This window comes from Actinacidiphila sp. bgisy160 (assembly GCF_057707815.1).
On sequence record NZ_JBYIQW010000002.1, the window covers coordinates 351,930 to 367,941 of the forward strand.

18 protein-coding genes are annotated in these 16,012 nt (G+C 72.1%); 7 read left to right on the forward strand and 11 right to left on the reverse strand.

All coding sequences use genetic code 11. The features are described from left to right. Positions 1 to 22 precede the first annotated feature (22 nt). The 3 genes from AC3EUJ_RS04395 to AC3EUJ_RS04405 all read right to left on the reverse strand — a co-directional run bounded on the left by AC3EUJ_RS04395 (position 23) and on the right by AC3EUJ_RS04405 (position 3,481). Positions 23 to 2,218: a heavy metal translocating P-type ATPase gene (locus AC3EUJ_RS04395; RefSeq protein ID WP_431959607.1), complete on the reverse strand. Its 2,196-nt coding sequence runs from the start codon at positions 2,216 to 2,218 to the stop codon at positions 23 to 25. A gap of 89 nt (positions 2,219 to 2,307) precedes the next feature. Further along, the gene (locus tag AC3EUJ_RS04400) at positions 2,308 to 2,517 is read right to left on the reverse strand and encodes a heavy-metal-associated domain-containing protein (protein ID WP_431959571.1); all 210 of its coding nucleotides are present in this window, start codon (positions 2,515 to 2,517) and stop codon (positions 2,308 to 2,310) included. 568 nt (positions 2,518 to 3,085) lie between these two features. Further along, entirely contained in the window at positions 3,086 to 3,481 is a 396-nt protein-coding gene (locus AC3EUJ_RS04405) for a nuclear transport factor 2 family protein (RefSeq protein ID WP_431959572.1), read from the reverse strand. Between the two features lie 276 nt (positions 3,482 to 3,757). Between AC3EUJ_RS04405 and AC3EUJ_RS04410 the strand changes: the two genes are divergently transcribed. Together AC3EUJ_RS04410 and AC3EUJ_RS04415 are read left to right on the forward strand one after the other, a co-directional pair. Then, on the forward strand, positions 3,758 to 5,116 hold the full coding sequence (locus tag AC3EUJ_RS04410) for a transaminase (protein ID WP_431959573.1): 1,359 nt from the start codon (positions 3,758 to 3,760) through the stop codon (positions 5,114 to 5,116). 5 nt (positions 5,117 to 5,121) lie between these two features. Continuing rightward, positions 5,122 to 5,562 (forward strand): Lrp/AsnC family transcriptional regulator, encoded by a 441-nt coding sequence (locus tag AC3EUJ_RS04415; protein WP_431959574.1) that lies wholly within the window; start codon positions 5,122 to 5,124, stop codon positions 5,560 to 5,562. 33 nt (positions 5,563 to 5,595) lie between these two features. Here AC3EUJ_RS04415 and AC3EUJ_RS04420 read toward each other — a convergent pair whose 3' ends face one another. From AC3EUJ_RS04420 to AC3EUJ_RS04430, 3 genes are read right to left on the reverse strand one after another with little or no spacing between them, the layout of a single operon-like run. Continuing rightward, positions 5,596 to 5,817, reverse strand: coding sequence for a cold shock domain-containing protein (locus AC3EUJ_RS04420; RefSeq protein WP_431959575.1), 222 nt, complete (start codon positions 5,815 to 5,817; stop codon positions 5,596 to 5,598). A 56-nt stretch (positions 5,818 to 5,873) separates the two neighbouring features. Further along, positions 5,874 to 8,192: a bifunctional polysaccharide deacetylase/glycosyltransferase family 2 protein gene (locus tag AC3EUJ_RS04425; RefSeq protein ID WP_431959576.1), complete on the reverse strand. Its 2,319-nt coding sequence runs from the start codon at positions 8,190 to 8,192 to the stop codon at positions 5,874 to 5,876. 37 nt (positions 8,193 to 8,229) lie between these two features. Continuing rightward, positions 8,230 to 8,757, reverse strand: coding sequence for a hypothetical protein (locus tag AC3EUJ_RS04430; protein ID WP_431959577.1), 528 nt, complete (start codon positions 8,755 to 8,757; stop codon positions 8,230 to 8,232). Positions 8,758 to 8,973: 216 nt separating this feature from the next. Between AC3EUJ_RS04430 and AC3EUJ_RS04435 the strand changes: the two genes are divergently transcribed. The 3 genes from AC3EUJ_RS04435 to AC3EUJ_RS04445 all read left to right on the forward strand — a co-directional run bounded on the left by AC3EUJ_RS04435 (position 8,974) and on the right by AC3EUJ_RS04445 (position 10,796). Next, positions 8,974 to 9,393: a hypothetical protein gene (locus AC3EUJ_RS04435; protein WP_431959578.1), complete on the forward strand. Its 420-nt coding sequence runs from the start codon at positions 8,974 to 8,976 to the stop codon at positions 9,391 to 9,393. A gap of 81 nt (positions 9,394 to 9,474) precedes the next feature. Further along, complete coding sequence (locus AC3EUJ_RS04440; RefSeq protein WP_431959579.1) at positions 9,475 to 10,065, forward strand: RNA polymerase sigma factor; 591 nt, start codon at positions 9,475 to 9,477, stop codon at positions 10,063 to 10,065. Next, positions 10,062 to 10,796 carry a hypothetical protein gene (locus tag AC3EUJ_RS04445; RefSeq protein ID WP_431959580.1) on the forward strand — a complete coding sequence of 245 codons (735 nt, stop codon included), beginning with the start codon at positions 10,062 to 10,064 and terminating at the stop codon, positions 10,794 to 10,796. The genes AC3EUJ_RS04440 and AC3EUJ_RS04445 overlap by 4 nt, the downstream gene beginning before the upstream one ends. 21 nt (positions 10,797 to 10,817) lie before the next feature. On the opposite strand, the gene AC3EUJ_RS04450 is transcribed toward AC3EUJ_RS04445, so the two are convergent. Beyond that, entirely contained in the window at positions 10,818 to 11,117 is a 300-nt protein-coding gene (locus AC3EUJ_RS04450) for a hypothetical protein (protein ID WP_431959581.1), read from the reverse strand. Positions 11,118 to 11,502: 385 nt separating this feature from the next. After that, positions 11,503 to 11,799, reverse strand: a complete 297-nt coding sequence (locus tag AC3EUJ_RS04455) for a GYD domain-containing protein (protein WP_431959583.1) — start codon at positions 11,797 to 11,799, stop codon at positions 11,503 to 11,505. A gap of 339 nt (positions 11,800 to 12,138) precedes the next feature. Here AC3EUJ_RS04455 and AC3EUJ_RS04460 point away from each other — a divergent pair, with 339 nt between their 5' ends. Then, positions 12,139 to 12,888 carry a DUF899 family protein gene (locus tag AC3EUJ_RS04460; protein ID WP_431959584.1) on the forward strand — a complete coding sequence of 250 codons (750 nt, stop codon included), beginning with the start codon at positions 12,139 to 12,141 and terminating at the stop codon, positions 12,886 to 12,888. After that, positions 12,885 to 13,391 carry a DinB family protein gene (locus tag AC3EUJ_RS04465; protein WP_431959585.1) on the forward strand — a complete coding sequence of 169 codons (507 nt, stop codon included), beginning with the start codon at positions 12,885 to 12,887 and terminating at the stop codon, positions 13,389 to 13,391. Before AC3EUJ_RS04460 ends, AC3EUJ_RS04465 begins: the two co-directional genes overlap by 4 nt. A gap of 396 nt (positions 13,392 to 13,787) precedes the next feature. On the opposite strand, the gene AC3EUJ_RS04470 is transcribed toward AC3EUJ_RS04465, so the two are convergent. The 3 genes from AC3EUJ_RS04470 to AC3EUJ_RS04480 all read right to left on the reverse strand — a co-directional run bounded on the left by AC3EUJ_RS04470 (position 13,788) and on the right by AC3EUJ_RS04480 (position 15,784). Beyond that, positions 13,788 to 14,159 (reverse strand): hypothetical protein, encoded by a 372-nt coding sequence (locus AC3EUJ_RS04470; RefSeq protein WP_431959586.1) that lies wholly within the window; start codon positions 14,157 to 14,159, stop codon positions 13,788 to 13,790. Positions 14,160 to 14,719: 560 nt separating this feature from the next. Further along, the gene (locus AC3EUJ_RS04475; protein WP_431959587.1) at positions 14,720 to 14,908 is read right to left on the reverse strand and encodes a hypothetical protein; all 189 of its coding nucleotides are present in this window, start codon (positions 14,906 to 14,908) and stop codon (positions 14,720 to 14,722) included. A 312-nt stretch (positions 14,909 to 15,220) separates the two neighbouring features. Then, on the reverse strand, positions 15,221 to 15,784 hold the full coding sequence (locus AC3EUJ_RS04480) for a hypothetical protein (RefSeq protein WP_431959588.1): 564 nt from the start codon (positions 15,782 to 15,784) through the stop codon (positions 15,221 to 15,223). Between the last annotated feature and the right edge of the window lie 228 nt (positions 15,785 to 16,012).

Below are 16,012 nucleotides of genomic sequence, written 5' to 3' on the forward strand. Positions count from 1 at the left end.
GCCCGGGGGGCGGCCGTGGGGGTCAGCGAGCGAGCGGCCGGAAACCGCGCAACCGCAGGGAGTTGCCGACCACGAAGACCGAGGAGAAGGCCATCGCGGCGCCCGCGATCATCGGGTTGAGCAGCCCGGCGGCGGCGAGCGGCAGGGCCGCCACGTTGTAGCCGAAGGCCCAGAAGAGGTTGCCCTTGATCGTGCCGAGGGTGCGCCGGGACAGCCGGATGGCGTCGGCGGCGACCCGCAGGTCGCCCCGGACCAGCGTCAGGTCGCTCGCCTCGATGGCGGCGTCCGTGCCGGTGCCCATGGCGAGCCCGAGGTCGGCGCGGGCCAGTGCGGCGGCGTCGTTGATCCCGTCGCCGACCATGGCGACGGACTTGCCCTCCCGCTGGAGCCGGGCCACGACGGCGACCTTGTCCTCCGGCATGACGTCCGCGATCACATCGGCGGCGTCGATGCCGACCTCGGCGGCGACGGCCCGGGCCACCGCCTCGTGGTCCCCGGTGAGCAGGACCGGGGTGAGGCCCAGGCCGCGCAGCATGCGGACGGCTTCGGCACTGGTCGGCTTCACGGCGTCGGCGACGACGAGCACGGCGCGCGCCCGGCCGTCCCAGGCGGCCGTGACGACGGTGCTGCCGCGGGCCTCGGCCTCCGCCTTGGCGCGGGCCAGCCCGGCCGGCAGCGGTTCGGGCAGCTCCTGGCGCCCGACGGTGACCTGGTGGCCGTCGACGGTGCCCCGGACGCCGAGTCCGGGCAGCGCGCGGAAACCCGTGACGCCGGGCAGGGCGCCGGTGCGTTCCTCCGCCGCCCGGGCGATCGCGCGGGCGATGGGGTGCTCGGAGGCGTGCTCCAGGGCGCCGGCCAGGCGCAGCACCTCGTCCTCCCGCTCCCCCTCGGCCGGGTGCACGGCGCTCAGCGTCATGGCGCCGGTGGTGACCGTCCCGGTCTTGTCCAGCACGATCGTGTCGACCCGGCGGGTGGTCTCCAGGACCTCGGGCCCCTTGATGAGGATGCCGAGTTGCGCGCCCCGTCCGGTGCCGACCATCAGCGCCGTGGGGGTGGCCAGGCCGAGCGCGCACGGGCAGGCGATGATCAGCACGGCGACGGCCGCGGTGAAGGCGGCGGTCGGGCCCGAGCCGTTGCCGAGCCAGAAGCCGAGGGTCGCCAGGGCGAGCCCGATCACGACGGGCACGAACACCGCGGAGATCCGGTCGGCGAGGCGCTGAGCCGCCGCCTTGCCGTTCTGGGCGTCCTCCACCAGGCGGGCCATGCGGGCCAGCTGGGTGTCGGCGCCGACCCGGGTGGCCTCCACGACCAGCCGGCCGCCGGCGTTCACCGTGGCTCCGGTGACGGCCTCGCCCGGCCCCACCTCGACCGGTACGGACTCGCCGGTGAGCATCGAGGCGTCGACCGCGGAGGTGCCCTCCCGTACGACGCCGTCCGTGGCCACCTTCTCGCCCGGCCGCACCACGAACAGGTCGCCGACGGCCAGCTCGGCCGTGGGGACGCGCACCTCGCGCCCGCCGCGCAGCACACCGACGTCCCTGGCGCCCAGCTCCATCAGGGCGCGCAGCGCGGCGCCCGCCCGGCGCTTGGAACGGGCCTCGAAGTAGCGCCCGGCCAGGATGAAGGCGGTGACACCGGAGGCGACCTCCAGGTACAGGTCGGCGGAGCCGTGGCCGGGGGCGACGGTCAACTCGAAGGGGTGCTTCAGGCCGGGCGCACCCGCGTCGCCCAGGAAGAGCGCCCACACGGACCAGCCGAAGGCGGCCAGCGTGCCCATGGAGATCAGCGTGTCCATGGTGGTGGCGCCGTGCCGCAGGTTGGTCCACGCAGCGCGGTGGAAGGGCCAGGCCGCGTACGCCACGACCGGCGCGGCCAGGGTCAGCGACAGCCACTGCCAGTCGCGGAACTGCAGGGCCGGGACCATGGCCATCGCGATGACGGGAACGGCGAGCACGACGGCGGTCAGCAGCCGCTGCCGCAGCGCCGTGAGCTCGGCGGGTTCGGACTCCGGCTCATCCTGCGGCGCGTCGGTGACCGGCGGGGCGGGGAGCGCGGCGGTGTAACCGGTGGCCTCGACCGTGGCGATCAGGTCGCCGACGCCGATCCCGCCCCCGAACGCCACCTTGGCCTTCTCGGTGGCGTAGTTGACGGTGGCGGTGACGCCGTCCATGCGGTTGAGCTTCTTCTCGATCCGCGCCGCGCACGAGGCGCAGGTCATCCCGCCGATCGCGAGTTCGAGCTCGGTGACGCCCGCGGGGGCGGCCTGCGCTGCGATCCGCGGGGTGACCTGCTGCTGATCCGGGAGGGTCATGCCCGGCCGACCAATTCGTAGCCCGCCTCGTCGACGGCGGCGCGGACGGCCGCCTCGTCCAGGGGCGCGTCGGAGTCGATCGTGAGCAGGCCGGTCTCGGCGTCCACCGTGATGCCGGTCACACCGGGGAGGTTCGAGATCTCCTTGCTGACCGCGGACTCGCAGTGACCGCAGCTCATCCCGGAGACGCTGTAGCTGACAGACATGTGTTCTCCTCGTGCCTTCTGTGCGTGTTCCGGTGTACGGCGTCGGGGCACCGTGCCGTCCACCCACCATCAAACTATACCCCCTAGGGGTATGAGGGAAGGGGAGGGTGGGAGGACGGGGAGCGGTGTGGCGCGGGGGTCCGCGCGCCCGTGAGACCGCGCCACGAGGACGTCCACGCAACTGGGTGCGCACGGCCGCGTCTTGGCCCGCCCTGCGGGGACCGGCGCGGGGAGCGCGCCGCGCCGCGCGCCTCGGCCCGCTCGCGCGCGTCGCGCTACCCGGCGGCTGACGACCTTCGTGCGTGCCGGGCGCGACGACCCCGGCCGGCCGGGGTGCCTGGTGCCCCAGGCCCTCATTCCGTGCCGGGGTACGGCTCGGCGTCCTCGACTACCCGCTGCCGCTCCGGGGCATCCGGGAGCTGCCCGGCGTCGCCCGGGGTGTCCTCGCCGGCCGGCGGGCGGTGGTTCCCGGCGCCGTGCCGCGAATCCTCGTGGCCGGGCGTGGCGCCACCTCGTCCGCGGGTGCGGGCCGCACTTCCGCCTCGGCGTCCGGGGTCCGGGCCCTTTCTCAGGACCAGAACCGGTTGATGGCCTCGAGATCGCCGACGCACTCGTCCAGATCCGTGATCCGGTCGCCGACGATCCGGAACACGATCCCGCCCGGCTGGTCCAGGTACGCGCCCCCGCGCTGGGCCGTGAAGTGGTGGAGGGACATCGCGTGGCCGCGGCCGTCGATGAGCACCTGCCGCAACTGGACCCGCATGCTGCCGTCGGTCTCCTCGGCCAGCCTGCGGTAGTAGCCGATGATCTCGTCCCGGCCCTTGTAGTGCCCGGCCAGCGGATGGTCGCCGGGGGTGTGGTGGGCCGCGTCCCCGGCCAGCAGGCCGGCCAGCGTGTCCATGTCGCCTCGGGTGAACGCCGCGTACACCTTGTGGACCAGCATGGTGTGCGGGTGTCCCGCCATGGCCATCGCCACCTTTCCCCGCCGTCCGTCCACAGGCCGACACAAGCCACCCTGGCACCGCTCCCCGGCGGGCGCACCCGCTGCGGACGGGACGCACGCCACCTGTCACACCCCGGAGGGCAACGGCTCCGGGCCGGGTCCTCACCTCCTCACCTCCTCACCCCGATCACCGGATGTGGATTCGATAGCTCTTACGATCGAATCACGTGTCAGAGGATGGCTCAGCAACGGAATCACGCGTATGGTCGGAGCCGCCCGTTGCCGAGGAGGCCCCCCATGTCCGTCGACCGCACCCGCCTGAAGGAACTGCTCGCGCGGGAGACCGCCGAGGCGGCCGCCCGCAATCCGAAGTCACGCGCCGCGTACGAGGCGGCCGGCCACCTCTTCGGCCGGGTGCCCATGACCTGGATGAACAAGAACGCGGGAGCCTTCCCCCGCTACCTGGCCGGTGCCCGCGGCGCCCGCGTGACCGACATCGACGGCCACGAGTACATCGACTTCTGCCTCGGCGACACCGGCGCCATGGCCGGGCACTCCCCGGAGCCGGTCGCCGGGGCGATCGAGCGCCGCTACCGCGAGCTGGGCGGGGCCACCGCGATGCTCCCCACCGAGGACGCCGAGTGGGTCGGCGCCGAACTGGCCCGCCGCTTCGGGATGCCCCGCTGGTCTTACTCGCTCACCGCGACCGACGCCAACCGGTGGGCGATCCGCCTCGCCCGCGCCGTCACCGGACGGCGGAAGATCCTCTTCAACAGCTACTGCTACCACGGCAGTGTCGACGAGTCCCTCATCGTCACCGGCCCCGGCGGCCGCGGCGGGGTGAGCCGCCCCGGCAACGTCGGAGCGCCCTGCGACGTCACGCTGACCAGCCGCGTCGCGGAGTTCAACGACCTGGAGGGACTGGAGCGGGAACTCGCCCACAAAGACGTGGCCGCCGTCCTGATGGAGCCCGCCCTCACCAACATCGGGATCGTGCTGCCGGAGCCCGGCTACCTGGAGGGCGTCCGCGAGATCACCCGCCGGCACGGCGTACTGCTGATCAACGACGAGACCCACACCTTCTCCGCCGGGCCGGGCGGCGCCACCGCCGCCTGGTCCCTGGAGCCCGACATCCTCACCATCGGCAAGGCCATCGCCGGCGGCGTACCGGCCGGCGCCTACGGCCTGTCCGCCGACCTCGCCGACCGCCTCCTGTCCCGTGGCGACCTCGACCTGGTCGACATGGGCGGCGTCGGCGGCACCCTCGCAGGCAACGCTCTGTCCGTCGCCGCCATGCGCGCCACTCTCGAACACGTCCTCACCGACGACGCGTTCGCCGCCATGTCCGAGCTCGCCGCCCGCTTCGAGCGCGGCGTGGCCGAGGCCGTCGCCGCGCACGGCCTGCCCTGGTCCGTCAGCCGTCTCGGCGCCCGCACGGAGTACCGCTTCGCCGCGCCCGCACCGCGCGACGGCACCGAGTCGGCGGCCGTCTCCGACCCCGAACTGGAGGACTTCCTGCACCTGTGGCTGGCCAACCGCGGCATCCTCATGACGCCGTTCCACAACATGGCCCTGATGTGCCCGGCCACCACCGAGGCCGACGTCGACACCCACACCGCCCTCTTCGCCGGGGCCCTGGCCGAGCTGGCAGGCTGAGACCCGTGGACGACATCGACCGCGCCATCCTCCGCGAGCTCCAGACCGACGGCCGCATCCCGTACGCGGACCTCGGCCCGAAGGTCGGGCTCTCCCCGTCCGCCGCCCGCCAGCGCCTGCAACGGCTGATCGACGGCAAGGTCGTGCAGGTCGTGGGCGTCACCGACCCCATGGCCATGGGCGGGCAGGCGATGGCGCTGCTCGGCGTCCGGGTGGACGGCGACCCGCGCGCGGTCGCGGACACGCTCGCCGCCCGCGACGAGGTCGTCTACGCGGTCCTCACCGCCGGGCCCTACGCCCTCTTCGCCGAGGTCGTCTGCCCGGGCCCGTCCGACCTGTTGGACTTCGTCAACGACGTGGTCAGGACCACCGAGGGCGTCGCGGGCGTGGACACCTTCCCCTACTTCGGCATCCACACCCACCGCTTCCTGTGGGACGTGGGCTGAGCCTGGACGCGGGCTGAGCCGCGGGCGGCGCGGTCAGCCCTTCGGCACGACGCGCAGGGCGCGGTACTCGTACCCGTCCTGCGCGAAGCCCGGCGCCTCCCACTCCAGGGCCACCGACTGGCCGGCGGACAGCGTGCGGAAGCCGTTCATCTCGATGTCGCTGTAGTGGGCGAAGCACCCCCCGGGCGTCTCCGGGCAGTCCAGCACGCCCCAGCCCTCTTCCTCGTACCACTCGCGTACGGTCGCGTTCGCCATGCCCGCAGCCTAAGCGCGTCCCCGCCGCGCGGCGCGTCCACGACGGTCGACGGATGTCACCAGCCCCGCCGGCCGTCCCACGGTGCGGCGTCCGCCGGGGGGTACGCCCCCGGCAGGGCGCCCCCGTGCAGATGGGGGACATCGGCGGCAGAGGAGGTCTGGGCCTCCTCGACCCAGGCGTCGGCCAGCAACGTCGGTGATTCCGCCGTCCCGGCCGGGGCTGCCGTGCCGGGACCCGGCGCCGGGACCGACAGACTGCCGTAGCGCTCCATCCGCTGCCAGCGCAACCGCGACCCGGCGAGGGCGGTGGCCACCGACTGGATCACCACGAGGTACATCAGCTGCCGGTAGACGAACTGCTGCAGAGGCAGGCTCCACAGGGGGCCGGCCCGCTCGCCGTCGAGCCGGAAGGCGTACAGCCCCATCACGGCCTGCAGCGCCAGGAATCCCAGCCACAACCCGACGATGCGCACGGGGTCGAGGAAGACCAGCCCGTAGACGGCGAAGACGTCGACCACGGGGGCCAGCAGGGGCAGCAACACCTGGAAGAGCAGCAGGTACAGCAGGCCGCGGCGGCCGAGCTTGCCGGCCGCGCCGGACTGCAGCAGTGCCCCGCGGTGCTTCCACATCGCCTGCAGCGTGCCGTAGCACCAGCGGTAGCGCTGACGCCACAACGCCCCCAGCGAGGCGGGGGCCTCGGTCCAGGCGATCGCGTCCTCCTGGTACACCACCCGCCATCCGGCGCGGCAGAGCGCCATCGTCAGATCGGTGTCCTCGGCGAGCGTGTCGTCGCTCACGCCGCCTGCCCTCACCAGGGCGTCGCGACGGAACGCGCCGACGGCCCCGGGCACGGTGGGCATGCACTCCGCGAGGTCGAACAGACGTCGGTCGAGGTTGAACCCCACCACGTACTCGATGTGCTGCCACCGGCCCAGCAGGCCACGGCGGTTGATGACCTTGGCGTTGCCGGACACCGCGCCGACACCCGGATCGGCGAAGGGCTGCACGAGTGCGCGCACCGCGTCGGGTTCGAAGACCGTGTCGCCGTCGACCATCACGAGCAGGTCGTACGAGGCCGCGGCGATCCCGGTGTTGAGCGCCGCGGGCTTGCCCGCGTTGGCCTGCCGGATGACGCGTACGAAGGGCAGCCGCAGCGACTCCACGAGGTCGGCCGTGCCGTCGGTGGATCCGTCGTCGACGACGACGATCTCGACGGGATGGTCGGAGGCGAGCAGGGAACGGACCGCCGCCTCGATGCCGGCGCTCTCGTTGTACGCGGGGACGATGACGGAGACCGGGGCGGTCACCGGCGGCCCCCACGGCACGGCGCGCCTGCGGACGTGCCGGCGGGCCGCGACCATGACGGCGGCGGCGCGCAGCAGGGCCAGCGCGCCCGCCGCGTACAGCAGCCAGCCGAGGACCCGCAGGGCCCACTCGCTCCCGGAGAGTGCGCCGATGAGCCCCAGGCCCAGCCAGTGGTCACCGGTCGCGGCGGGCCGGGTGGACTGCGGCAGCCGTACCGCCCCGCTCACCGTGGTCACCGAGAAGCCGCGGTCGGCGAGCGTCGAGAGCAGCGGGTCCAGGGCCTCCAGCGTCTGCGAGCGGTCGCCGCCGCCGTCGTGCATCAGCAGGATCTGCCCGGCCGTGCCGCGCGGGACCGAGTCGGCGATGATCCGGTCCACACCCGGCCGCTGCCAGTCACCGCTGTCGAGCGTGCTGAGGACCGTCAGGTAGCCGTCCCCGGCGGCCGCCCGGATCGCGGACCAGTCCTGGTTCGTCACCGCCGCGTTCCCGGACGAGTACGGGGGGCGCAGCAGCGAGCTGGTCCGCCCGGTGGCGCCCGCCAGCGCCAACTGGGTCTCGCGCAGCTCCAGCGAGCGCTGCCACCGCGGGAGCGTCCCCAGGTCCGTGTGGGTGAAGGTGTGGACACCGATCTCGTGCCCTTCGGCGATGATGCGCCGCACGAGCTCCGGATGGGCGGCGACCTGGGTGCCCACCACGAAGAACGTGGCGTGCACGTGGTGTCGGCGCAGAACGTCCAGGATCTTCGGCGTCCACTGGGGATCCGGACCGTCGTCGAAGGTGAGCGCGACGGTGCGGGCCTTGGGACCGGCGGTGCGGACGGCGTCCGAGGAGCCGTCGACGACCGGACCGCCACGGGTCACGCCCGCCGGCACGCGGTCGGAGGCGCCGAGCGGCCTGGCGGCGTCGTCGCCGATCCCGGACATGTGGTGCGTGTAGCCCTGGATGACCAGTGCCGCGCTCAACGTCAGGACCAGCATCGTCAGCAGGAGCCAGTGCGTACGCAGCGGCACGTTGCGCACGATGCCGCGGTGGCCGTTTCTTCGGGGGTGGCGGGTCCGGGCACGCCTCATCGTGATCGCTCTCCTCGGCGGTGGAACACGGCCTGCCCTAGCCGCGGCTGCGACTGGTGCTGCGGGCGGGGGCGGGGTGGGAAGCCGTACTCCTGCCCCGGACCTCGGCGGGTGCCGGGGTCGTTTTCGAGGCGCCCGGCGCGGTGCTCGCCGCCGGGCTCGGTCCGGTCGTGGTCGCGGCCCCCGGCTCGGCCACGGCTGCGGGCGTCCGGGACGCCTCGCCGGGCAGCCCCTCCGGAACCGCGGGCGGTGCCGTCGACGGCCGGCGCGGGGCGCCTGCCTCACGCTGCGGTGCCGATGACGCCGGACCTCCGGAGGGGCGCTCGGCCGACTCGGGCAACGGAAGGTACGGCGAGGAGGCGCCGGGGCCACCCAGGAGCGCGCTCAGCAGGAGGGCGACGTACGCGACCGCGGGTACGGCGAGCAGCAGCCCGAGCCGCCGGACCCGCCGCTGGCGACGTCCGGAGGCGTCGACGAAGACGGGCGCCGTGACGGCGTGGCGACGGCGCGCCGCGGGGTGTTCCGGCTGCGGCCGGGCAGTGTCGGGGCCGGGGGTCTGGTACACGGCCGCGAACCCTACAAGCGATCCCGTTCGACTGGCGACCGTGACCATATTCCGCTCAAAAGCGGCATGGTGTGGTTTCTGCCGTCACGCTGCCTTCGCCGCTTTTCTTCCGCTGCTCTCGCCTCCCGGGGGGGTGTAACGGTTTCGGGACCGGTTGCGCCCCCGTGGATAGCCGCGTGCAGAACCGCACACGGGCCCGAGGAGCGAAGGGGCAGGATGAAGCAGGACGTGAGCAACCCACGGGCGGCCGTGCTCGGGCCCCGCCTCGCCGCGGACGTGGTCACCATGGCCCGGGAAGGGGCCAGGATCAGACTCGACTACTCGCCGGAGAGTCTCACCATGGTCGACCGGGTGATCGAGGCGATCCGGCGTGAAGGGCCTCCCCTCCAGGCGGTGGCTCCGACACTTCGGGGGTTCGGTGCCTACACGGGCGAGGTGCTCGTCCGCGCGGCCGGAGCGGACTGGGTGGAGTTCGACGAGGAGAAGCGCGATACATTCGGGCAGCCGTTCGGAATCCGCACGCCGGACGGGCGTGTCTGGAACCCGCTCGGACGGGCGATGAAGCGGTACGAGAACGGCGCGGCGGACAGCCTGCGTCTTTTCTGCCTCTCCGTGATGGGCCGGGGCCAGGTGTGACTTCCGCCACGCCGCGGGAGGCCGGGTCCCCGCGGTGCGACAGCGCGGCACGCACGGGGCGACGAGCACGAAGAGGACGCAGTGGGCAAGGCGGAGGTTCGTCGGCGCGACCGGCTGGGCGAGGGCGAACTCGGTGATGCGGTCCGGCGGGCCCGCGGCGGCGACGAGAGCGCGTTCGCTGCCGTCTACCGGGAGGTCCATCCGATGCTCCTGGGCTACCTGCACGGACTGGTCGGCGACGACGCCGAGGACGTGGCCTCCGAGACCTGGCACGACATCGTCCGCGACGTCGCCGGCTTCCGCGGCGACGGCCAGGCCTTCCGGGGCTGGGCCGCGACGATCGCCCGGCACCGGGCCATGGACCACATCAGGAGGATCAAGGCGCGGCCCCGCACCACACCCCTCGAGGACCGCGTCGCCGAACCGGTGACGCTCGAGGACGCCGGCGGGGCGGCGCTGGAGAACCTGTCGACGCGGCGGGCGCTCGATCTGATCGCTGGGCTGCCGCAGGACCAGGCCGAGGCGGTCCTCCTGCGGGTGGTCGTCGGGCTCAACGCGCCCACCGCGGCAAAGGTCCTGGGCAAGCGGCCGGGTGCGGTGCGGACCGCCGCCCACCGGGGTCTCAGACGCCTGGCCGAGCGCCTCGACGGCGCCAGGGGAAGTGAAGGATGAAGGACAGCAGAGAACACGACGACTGGATGGACGCCGCGCTGGTGGAGCGGCTGCTCGACGGCGTCGGCGTGGAGGACGCCGACAGCCGTGCGACGCTTCTGGCGGATCTCCTGGCGGCCGCGTCGGCGCCGTTGCCCGCGGATCCGGCACAGGAGCGGGTGGTGCTGACGGCGTACCGGCAGGCGCGGGACGCCGGGTCCACGCGGCGGCGACCGTCCGCTCTCGGCCGGCGTGCCCGGGTGGCGGCCGGTGGACTGGCCGCGGTCTTCGCCCTCGGTGGAGTGGCGTTCGCCGCGCAGTCCGGCACGCTTCCGAACCCGTTCCACTCGGCCAGGACCGGGCCCCGTCCGGTGCCCTCCGGCTCGGCCGGGTCCGCCGCGCCGGTCGCCTCCGCGTCCTCCACCCCCGTCGCCGCCACGCCCACCGCACCGATGTCCACACCCCCCGTCGGACCCACGGCGGGGAAATCCTCCGGCGCGCCTTCGGCCACGCCCGGTTCGCGGACCACGCCCCCCGGGCTCACGGATGCCGAACCCAAGGGGCTCTGCGAGGCGTACGTCAAGGCCACGGGGCGCGGCGAGGCCATGGAGGCCGCGGCACGGGCAACCCTGGAGAGGGTGGCCGGTGGAAAGGAGGCCATGGGTCCCTACTGCGACCGGGTTCTGGGCTCCGGCGCCACTACGAAGCCCCAGGCTCCTGCGTCGCCGACGGAGCCCGGCCGCCGCCGCTGACCGTCCGGGACCGGCGGGCCCTCAGCCCCACACCGAGCGGAAGCCGTTGACCAGGTTGACGACGGTCCCCAGCACCAGGAACCAGCCGAAGCAGAGGTAGACCCGCCCCACGGTCCGGTTGCCCCGGTCCGGCGAGGACGCCGGACCGGGCGCCGGGGCGGATTCCACCCGCACCGGCTCGTCGGGGGAGAGCAGACCCCGGGCCGCGCGGCGCCACACGCGGCCTGCCCGTATGAGCACGACCGCCACGAGGCAGCAGAACGCGGCCGTCTGGAAGTAGGTACCAGGTGATGCCAATTGCGCCGAGGCGTAGCTCTGCATGAACGCATGACCTTCCAGGATTCCGGACGCGCCGGACCGCACACCGGCCTGCCCGTGCCGGCGGGCGAAGCGGTCGGGCACGGCCCCGCCGGCGATCTCGGCGAAGTGCCGTACGCGTCATCTTGTGATGATCCGCAACGCAGGTCAATACCCCCAGGTCGCCGGAAAACCGGCGGTCGGCACAGTGGAGCGGAACGCGGTGAATTGCCCCGTCCGTGCCACCGGTGGGCGGCCCCTCAAGGAGCGGTTCCCGTCCATGGCCGTCGAGGGGGGGACGCGTGGGATAGCACGAGCCGAGCCCTCGTACGAGCGGCTGAGACGCGGTTCCTTCTTCCAGCGGGCCGCCGAGGGCGGTTGACCGCGGTCACGCGGGACATCGCGTCCCTCAGGCGGAGGCCTTGGCGATGACGCCCTCGACCTCGTCCCGCCCGAAGGCCCGCATGGTCGTGCTGCGGATGTTGCCGATCGCGCCGAGCCGCAGCAGCGCCGCGGCGGCGGTCTCGTCGTCGGGCGCCTCGACGATCGCCACGAGGTCGTAGGGCCCCACGGTCCAGTAGATGTCCGCGAGCCTTCCCCCGACGTCCCGCAGCGCGGCACCGAAGGCGTCGGCCCGTTCCGCCGTGTCGGCGTAGGCGCGGATTCCCTGGTCGGTCCAGCTCAGCAGGGTGATGTAGAGCGGCACGATCTCTCACCTCGACAAAGAGAGGAGCGTCCACTCACAGCGTATGCGCCCCCCTGACGGGTCGCACCCGCGGCCCGGCGTGCGTGCGGTCCGGGCCGGGGGAGCCAGTCCGGGAAGCCGCGAAAGACGCACGGCGAAACGGGTGTTGCGACGACGACGGCCGGACCGGCTGCCGTCCCAACCGCTGTTGTCGTGGTCGCCGGGTCGGGGCAGGGCGCCACGCCCGCCGTGCCGGCTGGGGGAGAACCTGTATGCAACGTCTGAGAAGGCGTCGCATTCCGTTCGGAGTCTTGATCAGTCGACCGATGAGTTCTTGCGGGCTGCCGGGTCAGTACGGACATGACTACAACGAACACGCCGCCTGTCGTCTCCCGTCTGGAGTGGCTGGCCGCAATCGAAACCCTGCGCGCCCGGGAGAAGGCGCACACCCGGGAGGGCGACGCAATCGCCGCCGCCCGGCGCCGCCTGCCCATGACCGAGGTGGACCCCTCGACCCCGCTCGTCGGAAGCAACGGGTCCGTCCCCCTGATCGACGTCTTCGAGGACCGTACCCAACTGTTCGTGTCGTATCACATGTGGCATGACGGCCACCCCGCCGCCGAGCAGTGCGAGGGCTGCACCTTCTTCACCGGCCAGGTCCGTGAACTGTCCTATCTGCATCAGCGTGACGTCACTTTCGCTGTCTTCTGTCAGGGGCCCTACGAAGAGTCGGACCGCTACCGCCGCTTCATGGGCTGGGAGCTGCCCTGGTACTCCGTACCCGCCGACTCCCACGAACGGCTCGTCGCCGGTCGGCACTTCGGGATGAAGGCGTGCTACCTCCGCGACGGGGACCGTGTCCACGAGACGTACTGGACCACCGGCCGCGGTGTCGAACCCATGGCGGCGTCGTACGGCATCCTGGACATGACCGTCTACGGGCGGCAGGAGACCTGGGAGGACTGTCCGCCGGGCTGGCCGCAGCCGTACGAGACCCGCGGTCAGCAGTTCCGCAAGGACGGGCGGCCGACCGCGCAATGGGTACGGATCGCCGCCGGGCACGACGACGGCCTCCACGACGAGTGCGGCATCCGGGAGGTGGCGAAGTGACCGCGGTGGCGGACGCTGAGATCACGGCGCTGCTGCGTTGCTTGCAGGTCCAGCGAGACCACGTGTTGGGGACCGTGGAGGGGCTCGGTGAGGAGGCGCTGCGGCGACCGGTGCTGCCCTCTGGATGGAGTTGCCTGGGGATGGTGCAGCACCTCACGCTGTCGGTGGAGCGATTGTGGTTCCGTGCCGTTGTGGCTGGGGACCCGGAGGTCATCGACCTGGTCGGCAGCCAAGACAGCGCATGGCAAGTGGCTTCGGCGGTGCCGGCCGCCGACGTCCTTGACGGCTACCGGTATGAGGCGTCCCTGGCGGATGCCGTCATCGCCGCCTCATCCGCAGATGCCGACCTGGTCTGGTGGCCTTTCCCGGAGAGTGAGGAGTGGCGCCTGCACAGTCTTCGGGACGTCCTGCTCCATGTGATCACTGAGACCGCGTGCCACGCCGGCCACCTTGATGCGGTTCGCGAACTCATCGACGGGCGACGGTGGCTGGTGAACACCTAGACCCACGGCAGCGCAACCGGGTCGGGGCCGATCTGTCCGAGGTGGATCAACCCTTTGGAAGCCATCCGCTTTCAGCCCTGTTCCGCCAGCCGCTTCAGCCTGCCCTGCGCGCCCTCGACCCGCGAAGGCGAGGGGCGTGTCCCAGCCCAGGCGCGCGGCTTTCTGTTGCGCCGGCAGCTCCATCCCGCCCGAGCTGTCGAAGGCGGCCATGATGTGCCGCTGTTCGGCCCGGACGATGTCGTGGCGGCGTCGCAGGCGGAGTGCCGCAGTCCTCGGCCGGCCTGACCGCGACCGGCCGGCCAGGTCGGCGGCGGTCAGGCCTTGCGAAGTGATCCCCTCGACGGCGACCGGGCCCTGGCACGGCAGTCCGTCCAGGGCGGCGGTCGGCTTCGGGAGTTACTGTCGGATGTTGATGGCCTGGACGGCCTCGGACTGTGCGACTGCCAGCGGGGAGGCGACGTTGGCCGACAGTGATTCGTTGTGGGCGTTCACGTGGGCGGACTTCAGCGACTTGTTGGTGAACTCGAAGAAGCGGAAGTCCCCGCCCCGGCCGCCGTACCCTCCGTGGCCGTATCCCCCGCGGCCGTAGCCTCCGCGGCCGTACGCCCCGCGGTCGTACCCGCCACGGCCGTACCCCCCGTGGCCGTAGCCTCCGCGGTCGTAGCCTCCGTAGCCGTACGCTCCGCGGTCGTAGCCCCGGTTGCCACAGCCGTCGTCCCAGCCGCACCCCGAACAGTTCGCGGAAGTGGCCAGTGCCGTACCGGCCATGGGGATCCCCATCGCTGATACCGCCAATGCCACCGTAGCCGCGGCTCGAGCAAGACCTTTCACTGCGTTCCTCCCTTGGAGACAGGAATTTCCTGATGCGGAGCCGAAGCTAGCCGATAGCCACTCGGAAGTCATTCACGCTTCGCGATGAAGGTCCGCCGAACAGGGCACCATCGCGAAATGCGCGAGGGTACCCGACGGGCCGCAACTCTGGTGTTTTACCAGCTCACGCCCCACACTGTTCTGCTGTGGGGGAATCGTTGACTTCCATGTCGACACACCTTGGAGTGAATCCGGCACGGGCTCTCGACGTGGAAAAGCGTTGCGGGACAGGATGAAGTAAATTCATTCAAGCGGGCCAAATTTGACAAGCCGACGTCATTTTGGATTCCGCGAGCCGGGCCCTGGGTGTAACAATTGGGGCCTGAGCGGTGGGGACCAGGAAATTGGACGACTTGAAATCCGGGGCGATGTCGAATCCAAACGCGCCGCACGATTGCGGCCCCGACAACGCCCCCGGTGACCCCGCGGCATGGGCGGCTCGGGGGGCCGGCCTGGGCTCAGTGTCCCGGGGCTGACGCCGCCCGGTTCCGGAGCAGTTCGTGAACCGCGTGGACTACCTCGCTGGTGATCTCATCCCAGGGGGCCGACCAGTTCTCGTTCCAGTCGTCGAGCTGGACGGCGCGCGCGGCGATGGGCTCCAACCCGGACGGGTACCGGAGTTCGGCAGCCGCCTCGTACCAGATCATGTCCGCGCCGGTCGCGGGGTCGAGCGAACCCTTGCCGCGCAGAGGACGATCACTGTCGAGCCGCTCAGCATCGCGGTCACTCTGGGCCTGACGTCATCTTGACCGGTGTACTCGTGGCCGACCGCCGCATGAGGAGCGACGTATGGTGATCACTGGCCTGACCTGTGAGTTCCCCGCCGCGGATGCAGTGGGCGGCGTACTGGCCCGCGCACCGTGCCCCCCTGACCCCCCGCCCCTCGTTCTGGCGAGAGTGGCACGGGGTCCGCGCTGGGCCCCCTCGATGCGAACTACATCCGGCGCACGACGCGATCGCTAGTAGCCCGTCGCGCGGAGCCACCGCATCGTTGTGACCACTTCGTCGCCGAACTCCTCGCACAGCGCGAGCAACTCGCGACCCGTGCACGAGTCGAGCAGCCCTGCCGAATCGGGGAGAGTCCGGAGAGTGCCGTGGCCGACGGATTCGACGGCGAAGCTGCGGGACGCGAAATACCCCTCGCCCGCCCGTCCCGCCAGGTTCACGAGGTACTCGCGGTGGGCTTCCTCCGAGGGGTGCGGGTAGAACGAGTCCTCGACGAGGTTGTCGAGGTGGTCCGCCAGGCCGGCCGAGCCTTCGACCACTCCCTCTGTTGCGTCCACGCCAGGCTTGTCCAGCAACTCGCCGAAGGCCAGTAGGTTGCTGATGGTCTCCAACTGAATGAGCCGGACCGTGTCCGGGTCGACTTCGGACGTGAAGAGCGGGGCCGTGGACAACTCGGCGATCGCTCGCCGGTATGCACGATCCGACTGTTCACCAGCAGGTGACGCTGCCAGCTGGAACAGCGATTCCAGCGCAGCCCGGTCGATGCCCCACTCTGCGTCGAGCTCGAACGCGAGCACGGGCGCACGCCACCGCCACAGGGCCAGGACGACAGCCTGGCGCTGATGGACGGGCTTCACGCCCGCCAACCGCTCTTTCTGTACCACGTACGTGGGCCGGCCTCTCTGATCTGATCGACCGGGACACCGTAGAAGCCGCCGACCGGATCGTTCAGCGACGTTCATACCAGCCGCTGGGTGGGCCCGGAGGGACGCTACCGTGCGGGGGTGGTGCCGGGGCAGTGGTAC

What these genes read in the sequence shown, in the direction of transcription:
- AC3EUJ_RS04420 (WP_431959575.1), bottom strand. Translation starts at nt 5,817, where the DNA reads ATGGCGAACGCGACCGTACGCGAGTGGTACGAGGAAGAGGGCTGGGGC.
- AC3EUJ_RS04450 (WP_431959581.1), bottom strand. Translation starts at nt 11,117, where the DNA reads ATGCAGAGCTACGCCTCGGCGCAATTGGCATCACCTGGTACCTACTTC.
- AC3EUJ_RS04395 (WP_431959607.1), bottom strand. Translation starts at nt 2,218, where the DNA reads ATGACCTGCGCCTCGTGCGCGGCGCGGATCGAGAAGAAGCTCAACCGC.
- AC3EUJ_RS04475 (WP_431959587.1), bottom strand. Translation starts at nt 14,908, where the DNA reads ATGATCTGGTACGAGGCGGCTGCCGAACTCCGGTACCCGTCCGGGTTG.
- AC3EUJ_RS04410 (WP_431959573.1), top strand. Translation starts at nt 3,758, where the DNA reads ATGTCCGTCGACCGCACCCGCCTGAAGGAACTGCTCGCGCGGGAGACC.
- AC3EUJ_RS04405 (WP_431959572.1), bottom strand. Translation starts at nt 3,481, where the DNA reads ATGGCGGGACACCCGCACACCATGCTGGTCCACAAGGTGTACGCGGCG.
- AC3EUJ_RS04470 (WP_431959586.1), bottom strand. Translation starts at nt 14,159, where the DNA reads ATGGCCGGTACGGCACTGGCCACTTCCGCGAACTGTTCGGGGTGCGGC.
- AC3EUJ_RS04445 (WP_431959580.1), top strand. Translation starts at nt 10,062, where the DNA reads ATGAAGGACAGCAGAGAACACGACGACTGGATGGACGCCGCGCTGGTG.
- AC3EUJ_RS04435 (WP_431959578.1), top strand. Translation starts at nt 8,974, where the DNA reads ATGAAGCAGGACGTGAGCAACCCACGGGCGGCCGTGCTCGGGCCCCGC.
- AC3EUJ_RS04425 (WP_431959576.1), bottom strand. Translation starts at nt 8,192, where the DNA reads ATGAGGCGTGCCCGGACCCGCCACCCCCGAAGAAACGGCCACCGCGGC.
- AC3EUJ_RS04400 (WP_431959571.1), bottom strand. Translation starts at nt 2,517, where the DNA reads ATGTCTGTCAGCTACAGCGTCTCCGGGATGAGCTGCGGTCACTGCGAG.
- AC3EUJ_RS04460 (WP_431959584.1), top strand. Translation starts at nt 12,139, where the DNA reads ATGACTACAACGAACACGCCGCCTGTCGTCTCCCGTCTGGAGTGGCTG.